The 16,628-nt window shown below is 62.4% G+C and carries 16 protein-coding genes; 6 read left to right on the top strand and 10 right to left on the bottom strand.

Going from position 1 to position 16,628, the window contains the following annotated elements; translation table 11 throughout:
- Positions 1 to 2: 2 nt before the first annotated feature.
- Entirely contained in the window at positions 3 to 1,271 is a 1,269-nt protein-coding gene (locus RhoBH5_RS25060) for a GAF domain-containing protein (protein ID WP_058039317.1), read from the top strand.
- Here the strand turns inward: RhoBH5_RS25060 and RhoBH5_RS25055 are convergent.
- The 3 genes from RhoBH5_RS25055 to RhoBH5_RS25045 form a co-directional block, all read right to left on the bottom strand.
- Positions 1,250 to 1,879 (bottom strand): DsbA family oxidoreductase, encoded by a 630-nt coding sequence (locus RhoBH5_RS25055; protein ID WP_228232432.1) that lies wholly within the window; start codon positions 1,877 to 1,879, stop codon positions 1,250 to 1,252. The genes RhoBH5_RS25060 and RhoBH5_RS25055 overlap by 22 nt on opposite strands.
- A 91-nt stretch (positions 1,880 to 1,970) precedes the next feature.
- The gene (locus tag RhoBH5_RS25050; protein WP_218749079.1) at positions 1,971 to 2,624 is read right to left on the bottom strand and encodes a response regulator; all 654 of its coding nucleotides are present in this window, start codon (positions 2,622 to 2,624) and stop codon (positions 1,971 to 1,973) included.
- 48 nt (positions 2,625 to 2,672) lie between these two features.
- Positions 2,673 to 4,028 carry a sensor histidine kinase gene (locus RhoBH5_RS25045; protein ID WP_230359477.1) on the bottom strand — a complete coding sequence of 452 codons (1,356 nt, stop codon included), beginning with the start codon at positions 4,026 to 4,028 and terminating at the stop codon, positions 2,673 to 2,675.
- 24 nt (positions 4,029 to 4,052) lie between these two features.
- Between RhoBH5_RS25045 and RhoBH5_RS25040 the strand changes: the two genes are divergently transcribed.
- Together RhoBH5_RS25040 and RhoBH5_RS25035 are read left to right on the top strand one after the other, a co-directional pair.
- A complete protein-coding gene (locus RhoBH5_RS25040) occupies positions 4,053 to 4,568 on the top strand; it encodes a DUF4352 domain-containing protein (RefSeq protein ID WP_270008913.1) in 516 nt (171 codons plus the stop codon).
- Positions 4,565 to 5,047: a hypothetical protein gene (locus RhoBH5_RS25035; RefSeq protein WP_042923589.1), complete on the top strand. Its 483-nt coding sequence runs from the start codon at positions 4,565 to 4,567 to the stop codon at positions 5,045 to 5,047. The genes RhoBH5_RS25040 and RhoBH5_RS25035 overlap by 4 nt, the downstream gene beginning before the upstream one ends.
- Here the strand turns inward: RhoBH5_RS25035 and RhoBH5_RS25030 are convergent.
- Both RhoBH5_RS25030 and RhoBH5_RS25025 read right to left on the bottom strand, forming a co-directional pair.
- Positions 5,022 to 5,456 (bottom strand): OsmC family protein, encoded by a 435-nt coding sequence (locus tag RhoBH5_RS25030; RefSeq protein ID WP_007726950.1) that lies wholly within the window; start codon positions 5,454 to 5,456, stop codon positions 5,022 to 5,024. The two genes, RhoBH5_RS25035 and RhoBH5_RS25030, sit on opposite strands and share 26 nt — an antisense overlap.
- A gap of 98 nt (positions 5,457 to 5,554) precedes the next feature.
- Complete coding sequence (locus tag RhoBH5_RS25025; protein ID WP_039972781.1) at positions 5,555 to 6,778, bottom strand: TetR/AcrR family transcriptional regulator; 1,224 nt, start codon at positions 6,776 to 6,778, stop codon at positions 5,555 to 5,557.
- 339 nt (positions 6,779 to 7,117) lie between these two features.
- On the opposite strand from RhoBH5_RS25025, the gene RhoBH5_RS25020 reads away from it, so the two are divergent.
- The 3 genes from RhoBH5_RS25020 (at position 7,118) to fadD5 (ending at position 10,568) form a co-directional block, all read left to right on the top strand.
- Entirely contained in the window at positions 7,118 to 8,107 is a 990-nt protein-coding gene (locus RhoBH5_RS25020; RefSeq protein WP_064075123.1) for an NAD(P)H-dependent flavin oxidoreductase, read from the top strand.
- Positions 8,104 to 8,883: an enoyl-CoA hydratase gene (locus tag RhoBH5_RS25015; RefSeq protein ID WP_270008912.1), complete on the top strand. Its 780-nt coding sequence runs from the start codon at positions 8,104 to 8,106 to the stop codon at positions 8,881 to 8,883. Before RhoBH5_RS25020 ends, RhoBH5_RS25015 begins: the two co-directional genes overlap by 4 nt.
- A gap of 95 nt (positions 8,884 to 8,978) precedes the next feature.
- Positions 8,979 to 10,568 carry a fatty-acid--CoA ligase FadD5 gene (gene fadD5, locus RhoBH5_RS25010; RefSeq protein WP_042451945.1) on the top strand — a complete coding sequence of 530 codons (1,590 nt, stop codon included), beginning with the start codon at positions 8,979 to 8,981 and terminating at the stop codon, positions 10,566 to 10,568.
- A gap of 57 nt (positions 10,569 to 10,625) precedes the next feature.
- Here the strand turns inward: fadD5 and RhoBH5_RS25005 are convergent, their stop codons facing one another.
- The 5 genes from RhoBH5_RS25005 to RhoBH5_RS24985 all read right to left on the bottom strand — a co-directional run bounded on the left by RhoBH5_RS25005 (position 10,626) and on the right by RhoBH5_RS24985 (position 16,305).
- Complete coding sequence (locus RhoBH5_RS25005) at positions 10,626 to 11,105, bottom strand: nucleoside deaminase (RefSeq protein WP_007726965.1); 480 nt, start codon at positions 11,103 to 11,105, stop codon at positions 10,626 to 10,628.
- A gap of 77 nt (positions 11,106 to 11,182) precedes the next feature.
- Positions 11,183 to 13,726 carry an ATP-dependent Clp protease ATP-binding subunit gene (locus RhoBH5_RS25000; protein ID WP_003945604.1) on the bottom strand — a complete coding sequence of 848 codons (2,544 nt, stop codon included), beginning with the start codon at positions 13,724 to 13,726 and terminating at the stop codon, positions 11,183 to 11,185.
- 297 nt (positions 13,727 to 14,023) lie between these two features.
- Positions 14,024 to 14,881 (bottom strand): esterase/lipase family protein, encoded by an 858-nt coding sequence (locus RhoBH5_RS24995; protein ID WP_270008911.1) that lies wholly within the window; start codon positions 14,879 to 14,881, stop codon positions 14,024 to 14,026.
- Positions 14,882 to 14,919: 38 nt separating this feature from the next.
- Positions 14,920 to 15,816 carry an esterase/lipase family protein gene (locus tag RhoBH5_RS24990; protein ID WP_047269726.1) on the bottom strand — a complete coding sequence of 299 codons (897 nt, stop codon included), beginning with the start codon at positions 15,814 to 15,816 and terminating at the stop codon, positions 14,920 to 14,922.
- A gap of 150 nt (positions 15,817 to 15,966) precedes the next feature.
- Positions 15,967 to 16,305 carry a histone-like nucleoid-structuring protein Lsr2 gene (locus tag RhoBH5_RS24985; RefSeq protein ID WP_333482270.1) on the bottom strand — a complete coding sequence of 113 codons (339 nt, stop codon included), beginning with the start codon at positions 16,303 to 16,305 and terminating at the stop codon, positions 15,967 to 15,969.
- Positions 16,306 to 16,628 lie beyond the last annotated feature (323 nt).

Genomic DNA, 16,628 nt, shown 5'->3' with positions numbered 1-16,628 from the left:
CGATGCCGCCCGGCGAGGATCCTCGCGACTACGCGAGGACCCTCGCCGCGGTGTACGACGCGACGATGGCCGGAGACCGCGCACCGGCCCGCCCCAGGGACGTGGTCCGCCAATCGTGGCAACGCCTGCGCGAGTTAGGTATCGACCCCGAACACAACCGGGTCGAACCGTCCATGGACGTCGCCGAACTCGATCTCCGTCGTCGTGAGTCCGGACTGTACGACGTGCTCGACGACGTGACGCGTGGACTCGAATCGGTTACCGCGAGCGGTGAGAACATCATGGTCGTCGCAGATCTTCGCGGAACTGTACTGTGGCGCAGCGGGTCCCATCGAGTACTGGACCAAGCTGCGCGTCTGGGATTTGTCGAGGGTGCGAACTGGGCCGAGGACAGCGTCGGCACCAACGCCATCGGAACGGCATTGGTGTCACGACAGGCGGTTCAGATCTTCTCGGCGGAACACTATGCGCGCAGCCATCATCCGTGGACCTGCGCGGGGGCACCCATCCGCGATCCGCGGGACGACCGTGTCATCGGCGTCGTCGACATCAGTGGTCCCGCCAAGACCGTCCACCCCACCACACTCGCTCTGGTCGACGCCGTCGCACGCCTCGCGCAATCACACCTACGCGACAAGCATCGGGACAATCTCGATCAATTGCGTTCTGTTGCAGGGCCGATGCTTGCACGTAGCGGATCACCGGCATTGGTGATCGATACTCATGGCTGGGTAGCGGCGGTCGATGCGCTACCTCATCGCTCGCGCGTGCTGCTCCCCGCGGCTTTGGCTCCCGGCAGGACGTGGTTCCCCGCTTTGGGTCTGTGCGAACTGGATCCACTTCCCGGCGGGTGGGTGGTCCGGCCGATCGTCACCGGCGAGAAAATCAGTGCGCCCACGGTGCATATCGATCTGCGCGATTCCGAGAACATGTCGGTGACCGTCACGTCGGGGTTGGGCGAATGGGCCTACTCCCCGACCCAGCGGCATGCGGAGATTCTGTTTCTCCTCGGATCCGAGAGGCGTGGACTGACCGCATCGCGGTTGGCGCAGGATCTTTTCGGTGACCCGGCCCGCACGGTGACCGCGCGGGCCGAGATGTCGCGTCTGCGCAAGAACCTTGCCGGAGTTGTTGCAGCGCAGCCGTACCGGTTCGTCGATGCAGCGCACGTCACGCTTTCCTGCCCCGACGACGGTGCACATCTGTTGCCGTTCTCGAACGCCCCGGCAGTTCGTGCCGCTCGCCTTACTCAGGCCGGTTCGGAGGCCTGAGTAAGCAACTGCAGAAACACCTCTTCGGGTTGAGCGCCGGATACTGCGACCGCACGGTTGGCGACGAAGAACGGAACGCCGCTGACCTGCAGTTGGCGGGCCATGGACAGATCTTCGCGAACAGCCTCGGCTGCGGCATCGGAGCCCAGTTGCTCGCGCACGACGTCGGCGTCGAGGCCGACGCTCACGGCCAACTCGACCAGCACCTCACGGTCGTCGATCACCTTGCCGTCGCTGAAGTGCGCTTTGAACAGCGCTTCGAGGAGTTCGTTCTGCCGCTCACCCGCGAGATGCAGCAACCTGTGCGCATCAAAGGTGTTGGCGGCGATCACGGTGTCGAAGTCCAAGGTCAAGCCGACCTCGGCTGCCGTCGCGCTGACGTGGGCGAACATCTGACGTACCTGTTCAGGCGCCATCCCCTTCATCTCGACCAAGGCGTCGAGTTCGGTTCGTCCCTCTCCCACCGGGGTCTCCGGAGCGAGCTGGTACGAGCGCCAGATGACGTTGACGCGGTCCTTGTTCTCGAAACGATCCAGAGCCGAAAGGAACCTGGTCTTTCCGATGTAGCACCACGGACAAGCGACGTCAGACCACACTTCGATGGTCACGTCTTGGTCAATCACGATTTGATCAGTCACCGAAGGTGCAACAACGAACAGGGCCGGGATTAGTCCCGGCTCACGTCACGAGGTCACAGAATCACGTGACCAGACCACACCGGAACGCGATCAACGACGCACTCACCCGGTTGGGCACACCCAGCTTGGCGAACAACGAGGAGATATGCGTCTTGACGGTGGTCTCACCGAGGTACAGCCGCTCCGCGATGACGCTGTTGGCCGCGCCTGTCGCCAGGATTGTCAACACTTCGCGCTCACGCTCGGTGAGCGAAGCGAGGGGAGTCAGGTCGGGTGTTTGCCGACGCGGTGCCGAGGCCACGATGGCACGTAGAGAATCGGAGCTGAACAACGAGTGGTCCGACGCCACCACCCGTACTGCCTGCTGGAACGCCTGTGGGGCCGCGTCCTTGCTCAGAAAACTGTGCGCGCCCGCCTCGACCGCCTGCACGACCATGTCGTCGACGTCGAAGGCGGTCATCGCAATGACCTTCGGCGGATTGCTCATGGTCATCAACTCTCGGGTGGCCTCCAAGCCACCGACCCGTGCCATCTTCAGATCCATCAGCACCACGTGCGGACGAAACCGAGTGACTTTGGCTGCGACCTGATCGCCGTCCTCGGCCTCGGCAACCACCACGATGTCCGGCGCTGCTTCCAGGATGTCCTTCATTCCGCGCCGAACCCAGGCGTCGTTGTCGACGATCAAAACTGTGATGCGCGAGTCAGCGTCCATAGTGCGCTCAGATTACCCAGAGCCCCCGACAGTCGGAGGGTGGGAGGGTTACGACGACCAGGGCACCCAGCAACTGACGAGGAAATCGTCCCCCAGCGCGCCTGCCTCCACCTTGCCGCCGATCTCTCTTGCCTGTTCGGCCAACCCGCGTAGGCCGGACCGTGAACCGATCGACGTCATGGGTGCAAGCTCGCTCAGCTTGTTGCGTGCGAGGATACGAATTCCGTCGTGCGGCGACCCGGTCACCGAAACGACGAGCATCTGGTCGCTCGCGTACTTCTGGACGTTGGTCAACGATTCCTGAACGACGCGATAACAGACGTGCCCCGCCAGCATTCCGACATCACCCGGGAGCAACTCCGATTCGAGACGGCAGTGGATGCCTGCCGCGCGTGCACTGTTGACCAGGTCACCGATCGCGTCGATCCCCTGGTGCCCACCGTGTTCGCGGCGATCGCCGCTTCCCCTGAGCACTCCGACGATTCCCTTCAATTCGTCCAAAGCCTCGTGCGCGGTGGTTCTGATCATCGCTGCGGTGTTGACGACCTTCTCGGGATTGTCTGCCGCGCTGACCTGCAACCCGCCGGCGAACAATGAGATCCGGCTCAAACTGGCCGCGATCGTGTCGTGCATGTCGCGAGCGATCCGCGTTCGTTCCTCGGTGCGAATCATCTCGTCGCGCATCACATCGGTTTTCTCGGTGGCAAGATCCCGTACGTGCTCTGCCTCGACGAGTTCGGTTCTGGTCCGAATCAGGAGCGAGAGCGCCACGACGATGCCGACCATGACGGCTGCGACGAGCCACGGGATCCAGATGGCGACGTCGTATTGAACAACCGCCGAACCGTCCTTGGGTTTCATCGTTCCCATCGTGAGAACGGAGTACTCACGATTGCGAAAAGCGTCGTAGGTCAACGAAATTCCGCACGCGACGAAGACAGCTGCCGCAGCGGCAGCAAGCCGAGGCCCACGCGCGATCCGAGCAACGGCGAACAATGCGATGAGCGCCGCCGTCGCATCGGTGGGGAAGAACAACGGGCCGACCAGCGTGATCGCCAGAACCACCCAGGGATACTGATGGCGCCACACAAGCGATATCCCACCGGCCACGCCCAGGACGAACCCGATACCGACCAATACCGGTGGCATATTTCCCGACGCGCCTGCGATGCCCACCGTCATGAAGGAACAGAAAAGGCTGAACGCGACAGCGGCGGTAGTCCATACGCGTCGTCGCACAACGGTTCCTTTGGTGGTGATCACCGAGCAAGCGTATCCACCGCCACCGACGCCTCGAATCAGCCGAACGGGTGGACGAACCGCCAGGCTCCGACCGAAAGGATGAGGCGGACCGATCTTTCGACCGAAGCGGTGAGCAGTCCTCACATCGTTGACTTGTGCCATACCAACTCTCGAAAGGCGCACATCATGCGATCACTCCGCACTCCCCTCGCCCTCCTCGCCGTCGGCGCAGCCCTGTTCGCAACCATCGCCTCGGGCGAGACCGACGAAGCGAAGGAGGTCGACGACAACGGTTCTTCCGCCGCACCTGCGGCCGCCTTCGGAATCGGTGACGTCGTCGAACTGGGCGACTGGCGCGTCCAGGTACACGGCGTCGTCGATCCCTACGTCTCGACCAATCAGTTCATCACCGCTGATCCCGGAAACCGCTACGTCGTGGTCGACACCGAGGTCACCAACAACAGTGACAAGCCGTCGACGGTCTCGTCGATGATGTGCTTCGAACTGCAGGACTCGGCAAACAAGTCGTACAACATCACGTTCACCGACAGCAGCACTTCGAGTGTCGACGGAGAGCTCGCGCCGGGCGCTGCCAAACGAGGCGAATTGGCGTACGAGGTCCCCGAAGCCGCCACCGGTCTGCGCCTTCAGTTCAAGTGCGATCTGTTCTCGTCCGGCTCGGCAACCATCAACCTGTCGTGAACCGTCCGGGCGATCTGCTGCTGAATCCGTGGGCACTGGTCTCGGTGGCCGTCATCTTGATCAACGACCACGTACTCAAAGGGGCATTCGGGAACACGATGACGGGCAAGCTGTCCGACGTTGCCGGTGTGTTCCTGCTTCCCCTGCTTCTGCTCTCGGTTCTCGAGGTGCTCAGGCGAAGTCTGGTGGGGCGAGCAGCGATCGCCTGGTCCATCGCAGTCACGGGGATCGGCTTCGCCGCCGTGAAGGTGATATCGCCGATCGGCGACGCATACGAGTGGGTGATCGGGTTTCTCCGCCTGACCGCAGGAGGATTCCGCGGAGATCTCTTGCCGATCCTGGTCTATCGCGATCCCTCGGACCTGTGGGTGCTCCCGATCCTGTTCGCGAGCTATCTGGTCGTCACACACCACCGCACTCGGGCGCCGGAGGGGGCGCCCGAGCGCGAGATGATCAGTCCAGGGCCGCATCCAACGTGATGTCGACGCCGGTCAGTGCCTTGCTGACCGGGCAGGTTTCCTTGGCCGCCTGGGCAACCTTGGCAAAACCGTCGGCGTCGAGGCCGTCGACCTCGGCGCGAACGGTGAGCTTGATTCCGGTGAGCTTGAATCCGACCGTGTCGGGGCCGAGTGACACGTCCGCGGTGATGTCGAGGCTCTGGGGGGTCCCGCCGGCCTCGGCGATCAGGGCCGACAACTGCATCGCGTAGCAGGACGAATGCGCCGCGGCGATGAGTTCCTCGGGGCTGGTGGTTCCGCCGGCCTCCTCAGCTGCGCGCTTGGGGAACGACACGTCGAAGGTGGCGACGCCCGAGCTGGTGAGTTCCACCTGTCCCGATCCGGCCTCGAGGGTGCCGTTCCAGGCGGTGCGTGCGGTACGAGTTGGCATTGCTGTCCCTACTTCCGTCTTCACATGATTCGGTGAACGCCTTGCGATCACGAACCTACCCGCGATACGTGAAGTCACACCTACTGTTTCGGGCGGGACTACCCGAGGAGCGTCGCGGACAGCAGTTTCTCGACGCGGGCCTGCGCGGAGTTCTCCGAGGAAAAGTGCACGATTCGGCCGATGTCGAAGACCAGTCCGAGCGCCGCGTGAACGAGGAACCGCGCTTGGACGATCGTCAACTCCGGACGCGCCTCGACACACAAGTGCGCCCACTCCTCGACGTTCAAACGCTGAATGTTGCGCAACTCGGTCCGTGATCGATCCGGCAAGCTGCCGATCTCGGCAAAGTACACGGCCAACAGTTCGCTGGTTCCGAACGAAACCTCGACGTACATCTTCGCCAACGTCTCGACGGCCGCGAGAGGAGTCTCCGACTCAGCCAACGCCGAGCCCAACGTCATAGTCAGACGATCGGACGCACGGTGGAAGGCCGCAGCAAGAAGGTCAGCCTTGCTCGCGAAGTGCCGATACACACTCGACGCGTTGATACCCGCCGCGGCACCGATCTCCTCGATGCTCACGTCGTGGTAGCCGCGCTGATAGAACAGCAACACTGCTTCCTGAAGCAGCACTTCGCGTTTCGACGTCCGTACGAGGCCTGTTTTGCGTTCGGACGCCCCTGCCCTCGCGCCGTCCTCCTCGGCAGCGGGCAATTCGACGCCGATGACGGACCAGCATGCCGCAAGAATCAGCGCTTCGATCTGCTTGGCGGACAACGCGGATCGATGACCGGTGATACTGGCGATCACACTGAGCACGGCGGGCGCGATGAGTTCTACATCCGCCGGGTCGAGTTCCGGACGAACCGCTGCCAGCGGCTCGGCGATCCGAAGATTGAGCGTGCGCATTCCCACCCGCAATTGCTCACGATCCTCGTCGACCAGATACCTGCCCTCCCATCGGTAGAGCCCTCCCCGGCGCCGATTCTCGATCGTCGCGCGGATGACACCCACCATCGTGGAGTTCAACTGCTCGCGTGGATTTTCGTTTCCGTGCACAGCTGGATCGCTGGCATCCAACAACGCCTGCGTCAGGTTGTTCACGGTGTAGACGAACAGGGCGTATTTCGTGGGGAAATGACGATAGAGGGCCGGACCGGAAATTCCGACCTTCGCTGCGATCTCGTCGATGCCCACCGCGTGGTAGCCACGTTCGCTGAATGCTTCCGCAGCAGCGGCCGCGATTTGCGCCTTCCGATTCTTCGGACGCGTCCGTGGTGCAGGGTCGCCGCCACGCACGGAGACGCGTGTCTGTCCGGGCACCTGACCCTCCACTTCCGTTGCTTTCTCTTGCACTGCCTTCGTCCGCTGCACCGCACTTCCACGGGCGCGAGTCCGAACGGATCATGTTAACCGTCGCGAAGGTCGCAATTCGCGCCCGGTACTGCTTCACCCGAAACCCTACAACGCAGTTGTAGCGGCGGACGGATTCCGGAAAAAGAGTCTTGACACCCGCTCTCTCAGCGGTGTTATGTTAGTGACGATTCGCACAACCTCGCACGTAGTCCGCTGGCGGGCTCGTTCCCTGCGGCGTGAAGTTTTCTTCGCCCGCAAGAGGGTTCGATGCCGAATGACCGACCGTAAGAAAGTAGTTGTGAGCAGATGATTCGCACTCGCTTCACCGAAATGTTCGGCGTTGACCATCCCATCGTGCAAGGGGGCATGATGTGGGTGGGACGGGCAGAACTTGTTGCGGCCACGGCAAATTCCGGCGCCCTCGGGTTCTTGACGGGCCTCACTCAACCCACACCGGAAGACCTCGTCAAGGAAATTGCTCGAACCCGCGATCTCACCGACAAGCCTTTCGGCGTCAATCTCACTATTCTGCCGTCGATCACGCCGCCGCCGTACGCCGAATACCGCCAGGCGATCATCGAATCCGGGATCAAGATCGTCGAAACCGCCGGTTCCAATCCGATCGATCATCTTCCGCATTTCAAGGACGCGGGCGTGAAGGTTATCCACAAGTGCACTGCAGTTCGACATGCGGTCAAAGCCGAGAGACTGGGCGTCGACGCCGTCAGCATCGACGGCTTCGAATGCGCCGGGCACCCAGGCGAGGACGACATACCAGGGCTCATTCTGATTCCGGCGGCCACGCAGCAACTCACGATTCCGGTGATCGCTTCAGGCGGAATCGCAGATTCACGTGGACTCGTCGCGGCGCTTGCGCTCGGAGCAGACGGCGTCAACATGGGAACTCGCTTCATGTGTACCGCGGAATCCCCTGTCGCACAATCGGTTAAAGAGCAGATTGTCGCAAACACCGAACGCGACACCAAGCTGATCTTCCGGACCCTTCACAACACCGCGCGCGTAGCCGCGAATGCGATCAGTGCCGAGGTCGTCGACATCGAAGCACGTGGCGACGCGCAGTTCAGCGACATTCAGCATCTGGTAGCCGGAGCCCGCGGACGCAAGGTCTTCGAGGACGGCGACCTCGATGCAGGCATCTGGTCCGCCGGACAGAGCCAAGGATTGATCAACGACATCCCGACCGTCGCAGACATGATCGACCGCATGGTCTCGGAGGCCGAACACCTCATCACTTCACGGCTTTCCGGATTCGTCACCGCTGTGAGCGCGGCATGACCGCCACCGTCGAGACGGGCTTTCGCTCCGAAATCACCGACGGTGTACTGCGATTGACCTTCGACCGCCCGAAGCGGATGAACGCGATCGATCTGCCCACGATGACTGCTTTCGCAGCTGCCGTCCACGACGGCGGCGCAGACCCGGCCGTTCGCACCATCGTCATCACCGGATCCGGTCGAGCGTTCTGCACCGGAGCCGACCTCGCCGCAGCGGCCGTCAACCCCGCAGACCCGAAAGTCGTCATGGATGCGGCGACGTCGCTGATTCGCGCCATCACCAGCGCCCCGGTCCCGGTGATCGCCGCGGTCAACGGCCCGGCCGCCGGCGTCGGAGTGTCCATCGCTCTAGCCGCGGACCTGACGTACGCCGCATCGAGCGCCTATTTCCTCCTCTCCTTCGTCAACATCGGTCTGATGCCCGACGGCGGCGCCAGTGCGTTGGTACCGGCAGCGATCGGACGCGCCCGAGCGGCCGAGATGGCATTGCTGGGCGAGCGAGTTTCCGCCGAGGACGCAGAGCGGTTCGGGCTCGTGTCCCGCACCGTCGCCGACGACGCGTTCGACGCACTCGTCGACTCCGTCGTCGATCGCACGTCGAAGGCTCCCCGACGCGCCCTCGAACTCACCAAGCGCGCACTCAATGCGGCGACACTGGACCGCCTCGATGCTGCGCTGGAGCTCGAAAATACCGGTCAGGCAGAACTTCTCACTGGCGAGGACTTCAAAGAAGGCGCGATGGCGATGCTGCAGAAACGCGCACCCCACTTCAAGTAATCACTGCGAATTTTCGTTAACAAAACCACTGTACGAATCGACGGCTCACTGTAGCCTGAGTCACACAATCACCCACGCATGAGAGGAACCCATCGATGGCCTCCACCGATGCAGTCTCCGAGGCGCAGCGTTCACGCCGCACCAACTGGAACAATCAGATCGCCAGGCATGCGCAGATGATTCCCGATCGCACCGCACTGCGATTCCTGGGCGATTCCATCACCTGGAGCACCCTCGACGCACGCGTCGAGAAGCTGGCGGACGCTCTTGCCCGACGCGGCGTCAGCTTCGGCGACCGCGTGCTCATCCTGATGCTCAACCGCCCCGAATACCTCGAGGTCGTGCTCGCGACCAACGCACTGGGCGCCATCGCTGTTCCGGTGAACTTCCGTCTGACACCACCCGAGGTCGCTTATCTGGTAAACGACTCCGGCTCCAAAGTCATTGTCGCCGAAGGACCGTTGGCTCCGTTGGCCGGAGCTGCGCGAGCCGCGTCCGAGGGTATCGACATCTCCATCACCGTAGGCGCCCCCGCCGAGGGTGACAGCCTGAATTACGAGGACTTGATCAGCGAAGAGGGCGAGTCGCACGCGTTCGTCGACATCCCGGACGACACTCCTGCACTCATCATGTACACCTCGGGAACCACCGGTCGCCCCAAGGGCTCGGTGCTCTCCCACTCCAACCTGTCTTCGCAAGCATTGACCTGTATCAGGGCCTTCCACCTGTTCAATGCCGATTCCATCGGCTTCTGTGCGTCGCCCATGTTCCACATCGCAGCCCTCGGTTCCATAGCGCCGAGCCTGCAACTCGGCACGACCACGGTGATCCATCCGGTCGGCGCATTCGACCCGGGTCAACTACTCGACATTCTGGAAGCCGAGAAGGTCACCAGCTTGTTCCTCGTGCCCGTGCAATGGCAGGCCGTGTGCGCAGTACAGAAGGCGCAACCTCGAGCACTGTCGCTGAAGAACATCTCGTGGGGCGCCGCACCGTCGTCCGATACGATCCTGCGGGCAATGGCCGAAACCTTCCCGGACGCATTCAATGTCGCGGTCTTCGGTCAGACCGAGATGTCGCCCATCACTTGCGTTCTCGACGGCGAGGATGCGATTCGTAAGCTCGGATCCGTCGGTCGGGTCATCCCGACCATCTCGGCCAGGGTCGTCGACGAGAACATGGACGACGTGGCACCCGGTGAAATCGGTGAAATCGTCTACCGCGGGCCCACGATGATGAGCGAATACTGGAACAACCCCACCGCCACCGCTGACGCCTTCCACGGTGGATGGTTCCACTCCGGCGATCTCGTTCGAGTCGACGACGAAGGCTTCGTCTACGTCGTGGATCGCAAGAAGGACATGATCATCTCCGGCGGAGAGAACATCTACTGCGCGGAGGTGGAAAACGTTCTCTACGAACACGAATTGATCGTCGAAGCGGCCGTCGTCGGTCGCCCCGACACCAAGTGGGGCGAGGTGCCGGTAGCGATCGTCGCGATGGCGCCAGGTTCAGCCGTGGACCTGACCATCGAGGAGCTGAGCAGCTTCCTCAACGATCGTCTCGCGCGCTACAAGCACCCGAAGGACATCGTCGTCGTGGAAGCACTGCCGCGCAATGCAAGCGGCAAGGTCGTCAAGGGTGAACTGCGAGAGAAGGTTCGAGCGGTCGACGCAGTTTCCTGACTTCACACGCAAACGGGCGGCACCTCCAGCGAGGTGCCGCCCGTTTGTGTGTGCCCGTCAAGCACTCGGCGAATGCAACTTCCGATGCAGTTCTCGCACCAGCGGAACCAACTCCGGCACCGGGCCTTCGACCGGGACGTTCGGCGCAACCTCGTTGACGGACAGAGACTTCACCGGCGCCGGGGACACACCCCACTCCGCGAGCCAGTCGCCGAGTTGAGCCGAAGAGCAGATGTAGACGATCCGTCCGAGGCCCACCCACGCGTGCGCGGCCGAACACATCGCGCAGTGCTCTCCCGAGGTGAACACCGTTGCCGTCGAACGCTCGTCCGGCGTCAGATACTGGGCCGCCCACCGAGCCAGCTCGAACTCGGGGTGGCGAGTGTTGTCGCCGCCCGCGATCCGGTTTCGATCTTCCGCCAGAAATGTTCCGTCGGCCGCTGCCAGGACGGAACCGAAAGGTTCGTCGCCCGCATCCAATGCTTCCGTTGCCAATTCGACGCAACGACGCAGGTGACCCAGTTCGATGTCGTTCATGTGTACGCCCTCTCCCGTGATACACGAAACGGGCGGCACCGGTGAGGTGCCGCCCGTTCGTTACCTACTCTGCTGTACTACTCTGCTGCGCTTTCGCTTTCGCCGGCCTTGGTCAGCTCGATCGGCGGTGCGTCCGGCACGTCGATCGGCTTCTTGGTAGGCGTGAACGTGAACTTCGCGTCCTCGCCCGAGCCTTCGCCGTCCCAGTTCTCGACGTCGACGAGCACGATGTGGCCGGGTCCGATCTCTCCGAAGAGGATCTTCTCGGACATCTGGTCCTCGATCTCGCGCTGGATGGTGCGACGCAGCGGTCGTGCACCCAGTACCGGATCGAATCCGCGCTTGGCCAGAAGCGACTTGGCCTTGTCGGTGACCTCCATGGCCATGTCCTTGTTCTTGAGTGCCGCCTCGACGCGAGCGAGCATCAGGTCGACCATCTGAACGATCTGCTCGTTCGTGAGCTGATGGAAGACGACGATGTCGTCGATACGGTTCAAGAACTCGGGACGGAAGTGCTTCTTCAGCTCGTCGTGAACCTTGAGCTTCATGCGCTCGTAGTTCGACTCCGTGCCCGTTCCCGAGCTGAAGCCCAGGCCGACTGCCTTGGAGATGTCAGACGTACCGAGGTTGGACGTGAAGATCAGCACCGTGTTCTTGAAGTCGACGGTACGTCCCTGACCGTCGGTGAGACGGCCGTCCTCGAGCACCTGCAGGAGGGTGTTGTAGATCTCCTGGTGTGCCTTCTCGATCTCGTCGAACAGCACGACGCTGAACGGCTTGCGGCGCACCTTCTCGGTGAGCTGGCCACCCTCTTCGTACCCGACGTACCCGGGAGGGGCACCGAACAGACGCGAAGCGGTGAAGCGGTCGTGGAACTCGCCCATGTCGATCTGGATCAGAGCGTCGTCGTCGCCGAACAGGAAGTTGGCGAGCGACTTCGCGAGCTCCGTCTTACCGACACCGGACGGGCCGGCGAAGATGAACGAGCCCGAGGGACGCTTGGGATCCTTCAGACCTGCACGCGTACGACGGATCGCCTTCGAGACGGACTTGACCGCCTCCTCCTGGCCGATGATCCGCTTGTGCAGTTCCTCTTCCATGCGGAGCAGACGAGTGGTCTCCTCCTCGGTGAGCTTGAAGACGGGGATACCGGTCCAGTTGCCCAGAACCTCGGCGATCTGCTCGTCGTCGACCTCGGCAATGACGTCCAGGTCGCCCGCACGCCACTGCTTCTCACGCTCAGCGCGCTGAGCAACGAGGGTCTTCTCCTTGTCACGCAGGTTCGCAGCCTTCTCGAAGTCCTGCGCGTCGATAGCGGACTCCTTCTCGCGACGCGCGTCGGCGATGCGATCGTCGAATTCGCGCAGGTCCGGCGGTGCAGTCATCCGACGGATGCGCATTCGCGCGCCCGCCTCGTCGATGAGGTCGATCGCCTTGTCCGGCAAGAAGCGGTCGTTGATGTAGCGGTCGGCCAGCGTCGCCGCTGCCACGAGAGCACCGTCCGTGATGGAGACACGGTGGTGAGCCTCGTAGCGGTCACGAAGACCCTTGAGGATCTCGATGGTGTGCTCGACGGTCGGCTCGCCCACCTGAACGGGCTGGAAACGACGCTCGAGGGCAGCATCCTTCTCGATGTACTTGCGGTACTCGTCGAGCGTGGTGGCACCGATGGTCTGCAGCTCACCGCGAGCAAGCTTGGGCTTGAGGATGGAGGCCGCGTCGATAGCGCCCTCGGCCGCGCCCGCACCCACGAGGGTGTGCAGCTCGTCGATGAACAGGATGATGTCGCCGCGGGTGTTGATCTCCTTGAGAACCTTCTTCAGGCGCTCTTCGAAGTCACCGCGGTAACGGCTGCCGGCCACGAGCGACCCGAGGTCGAGCGTGTACAGCTGCTTGTCCTTGAGGGTCTCGGGGACCTCACCGTTGACGATTGCCTGAGCCAGGCCCTCGACCACAGCGGTCTTACCGACACCGGGTTCACCGATGAGAACCGGGTTGTTCTTGGTACGACGCGAGAGAACCTGCATGACACGCTCGATTTCCTTCGAGCGGCCGATGACCGGGTCCAGCTTGCCTTCGAGGGCAGCTTGCGTCAGGTTGCGACCGAACTGGTCGAGCACGAGCGAGGTGGACGGCGTGCCGGCCTCTCCGCGGGTGCCACCGGTTTCGGTGGGCTCTTTGCCCTGGTAGCCCGACAGCAGCTGGATGACCTGCTGGCGGACGCGGTTGAGATCGGCACCGAGCTTGACCAGAACCTGGGCTGCTACGCCCTCACCCTCACGGATGAGACCGAGCAGGATGTGCTCCGTACCGATGTAGTTGTGTCCGAGCTGCAGCGCTTCGCGCAGACTCAGCTCGAGGACTTTCTTGGCGCGCGGTGTGAAGGGGATGTGACCGGACGGAGCCTGCTGGCCCTGGCCGATGATCTCCTCGACCTGGCTGCGGACTCCCTCGAGGGAGATACCCAACGACTCCAACGACTTGGCTGCGACACCTTCGCCCTCGTGAATGAGGCCGAGAAGGATGTGCTCCGTGCCGATGTAGTTGTGGTTGAGCATCCTGGCTTCTTCTTGAGCCAGGACAACAACGCGCCGCGCGCGATCGGTGAACCTCTCGAACATCGCTCTCCCTCACACTCTCCGGCGGGCAGGTTCGAGACCGGATGTCTCGTCCCTGGTCGCCGCGTTTCGCTCCGGCACTACAGACTGATCGCCTCGCCGGTCAGCGGACTGACGTCCACGAATCGACAAAGGTTGCACGACCCCACTTATTACTCTAGAGGGCGCGAAGTCCACCTGCTGCTCCTCCACCCGATTGGCGGCGGAAGCCGGACTGCTTACCGTTCACAACGTCGCAGCTGAGGGAATCGTTTCCCGGTTCCTGTACGCCTGAAGCGAACAGCGATTTTCGACGCCTGATCAGCCGAATATCGGGAGTACCCGAGCGCACGGCACCTCACGCGGATCCGACGGATCCAGCGCGTTGAGCGTCAGAGTCGCCGTTCGCCGCGACGCCACCAGCGCGATGTGATCCGACAGGTCCTGCTCGCAACCGTCCTGAACAACTATGTTCGACGCGTTCGACGCGGCCAGTATTCCGCTGCTGTACGGAACGACCACTTGATCGAACCGAGTCACGATGTTGGTGTACTCGACGTCATCGGAGTAGACGCCCGCGTCGCGCAGTTCGGTGACGAAGCTGGCGTTGTCGAAATCCGGTCCCCCGACGCCTTCCGGCGGGCCGACCTCCGAGCCGTCCCACAACGGAGCGATGGAGACGATCTTGGAAACGTGCGTGTCGCCGCCGAGGAACTTGGCGTAGTACGCACTGACCGTCGTCCCCTGAGAGTGTCCGATCAGGTCGACCTTCGAGGCACCCGTCGCAGAGAGAACGTCGTCGACGAAGTCCGACAGCTGCCCTGCGCTGTCTCCGAGTGGTGCGAGACCGCCGGCTGCGGAAATCGGCCACGGCTGGTCCGTTCGATTCCCGAAGGTGAGCGCGAAAACGCAGTATCCCTCGTTGGCCAGTACGGGTGCGAGTACACCCCAATTGGTCTGACGGTTGGCCGCCGTCCCGTGCACCAGGACGACTGGATCAGGATGAGCAGCGGAAGGCGTGCACGAGAAGTCGTTGGTGCCAGGGGCCGATCCGCCCGGGTTGGTCGCTTCGAGGGCGATTCCGCTGAAGAAACCGGACGGAACGGGAAGAGGTTCGTTCGCCGACGCAAGAGACGGCGCGGACACGGCCACGGCTCCCGCCACAGCGAGAGCGCCCACGCATGTTCGAATCCCCACCGAAGGCCTCCGCATAGTGATCAACCCACGACGGGCAATACCGAGTTGCACGGTACCGGCCGCTGATGCGCGGGGTCGAGTGCATTGAGAGCAAAAGTCGCGGCGCGCAGCGATGCCGCGATGGCGAGGTGATCGGAGATGTCTTGCTCACAACCGTCCTGGACGACGATGTTGGTGGCGTTCGGCCCAGGCTCCAGCCCATTTGTATACGGCAGCACCAGTTCGTCGTAGCGGGTCGTGATGTTCGTATAGTGAACACCCGGCGCGTAAACGCCTCCCGCACGGAGATTTTCGATGAACTCCGAGCCTGCCCCCATGTTCAGACATGCCTTGCAGATCGGGAATCCGGCCTGCGCTGCCTCGGATACCCCGAGTTCGCGAAGGCTGCGGCCGACACTTGCCTGCTCGTTTCCGAGCGTTCCCTTCCACAGCGACGCCACCGAGACGATGTTGTCCACTTTGTCGGCACCACCGAGGAACTTCGCGTAGTACCCGTTGATGATGGTGCCCTGGGAATGTCCGATCAGATCTACCGATGTAGCACCCGTGGCATCAAGTACTTGATCGACAAAATTCGACAATTGCGCTGCGCTGGAAGGAATTTCCTGCATTCCACCGATGGCCGACAACGGCCACGGCTGCTCGGGGAAGTTGCCGTATGTCAGCGCGAAGACGCAGTAGCCCTCGTTGGCGAGCAACGGCGCATAGGTGGCCCAGTTGGTCTGCCTGTTTCCACCCGTTCCGTGAACGAGCACAACCGGATTGGGATGTTCGGCAGTCGGTTTACACGAAAAGTCATTGGATCCAGGAGCTGAACCGCCAGGATTTCCCAACTCCTGAGGAACACCGGCAAGGAAGGCATTGGGCACGGGCAACGGGGCCTGAGCCGAAGCCACGGAGGTGAACCCGACGAGCATCAGAGCGGCAAGAACCACGCCCCCGAACAACCTGTTTCTGTGCACGACCGACTCCTCTACGAGAGATGCGAACCGTGCAGACGCTAACAAACTAGAACGCGTTATCAATCCGTTTCGGCAAAATGCGCCCGAATCCATTCGCGATCCATTTCAGACGGCCTTTTCGTAGGCTCGGCGCACCTCGGCGGAAATACGACCGCGGGCCGAAATCTCGAAGCCGGCACCCTTGGCCCATTCGCGGATGGCGGCACTCTGATCGCGGTCCGCAACGGGACGGGATTTGGTCACCGCTCCGTTGACTGATTTGGCGGAATTCGACTTTCTCGCATGAGGAATCCACTTTTTCAGTGCATCGCGCAGTTCCGCGGCGTGGGCGGCGGTGAGATCGATTTCGTAAGCAACTCCGTCGACGGAAAACTCCACAGTTTCGTCCGCGGGCGATTTTTTGTCCAGATCGTCAACCATCGTGACAACAACCTTTTTCACCACGACCATTCCTCCCCAGATCCTTCGATAAGCAGCGACAATAGCACCTGGACAAACGTCCTGTCTTGGCTCGTCAGGATGATTGGGACTTCTCGCCGCCGGGTATGCCGGTCGACTTGTCTTGCGACAAGGACAGTGCCGATACACTCCTCGCGACGCATCGGGGGATGCATCCAGACGGGGGAATCATGACAGACGACGGCTCGAGAAAAGACCTCTACCGAGCGCAATCTTCGCCTCCAAGAACAGCACTCTCGCCAGTATCGCTTACGGCGGACCCACGAATTTCACCATCTCCGGACGCCCTGCGATCCGGTACACCGCAA

This window comes from Rhodococcus sp. BH5, from assembly GCF_027583855.1.
Classification (GTDB): Bacteria; Actinomycetota; Actinomycetes; order Mycobacteriales; family Mycobacteriaceae; genus Rhodococcus_F; species Rhodococcus_F qingshengii.
This window is presented reverse-complemented; position numbering and strand designations above follow the sequence as displayed.

Bases quoted from the DNA above. Each gene is read 5' to 3' on its own strand.
- RhoBH5_RS25020 (WP_064075123.1), top strand. From the start codon at position 7,118: ATGATTCGCACTCGCTTCACCGAAATGTTCGGCGTTGACCATCCCATC.
- RhoBH5_RS25030 (WP_007726950.1), bottom strand. From the start codon at position 5,456: ATGCCAACTCGTACCGCACGCACCGCCTGGAACGGCACCCTCGAGGCC.
- RhoBH5_RS25040 (WP_270008913.1), top strand. From the start codon at position 4,053: ATGCGATCACTCCGCACTCCCCTCGCCCTCCTCGCCGTCGGCGCAGCC.
- RhoBH5_RS25005 (WP_007726965.1), bottom strand. From the start codon at position 11,105: ATGAACGACATCGAACTGGGTCACCTGCGTCGTTGCGTCGAATTGGCA.
- RhoBH5_RS25060 (WP_058039317.1), top strand. From the start codon at position 3: ATGCCGCCCGGCGAGGATCCTCGCGACTACGCGAGGACCCTCGCCGCG.
- RhoBH5_RS25050 (WP_218749079.1), bottom strand. From the start codon at position 2,624: ATGGACGCTGACTCGCGCATCACAGTTTTGATCGTCGACAACGACGCC.
- RhoBH5_RS25000 (WP_003945604.1), bottom strand. From the start codon at position 13,726: ATGTTCGAGAGGTTCACCGATCGCGCGCGGCGCGTTGTTGTCCTGGCT.
- fadD5 (WP_042451945.1), top strand. From the start codon at position 8,979: ATGGCCTCCACCGATGCAGTCTCCGAGGCGCAGCGTTCACGCCGCACC.
- RhoBH5_RS25015 (WP_270008912.1), top strand. From the start codon at position 8,104: ATGACCGCCACCGTCGAGACGGGCTTTCGCTCCGAAATCACCGACGGT.
- RhoBH5_RS24990 (WP_047269726.1), bottom strand. From the start codon at position 15,816: ATGCTCGTCGGGTTCACCTCCGTGGCTTCGGCTCAGGCCCCGTTGCCC.
- RhoBH5_RS25045 (WP_230359477.1), bottom strand. From the start codon at position 4,028: ATGGCACAAGTCAACGATGTGAGGACTGCTCACCGCTTCGGTCGAAAG.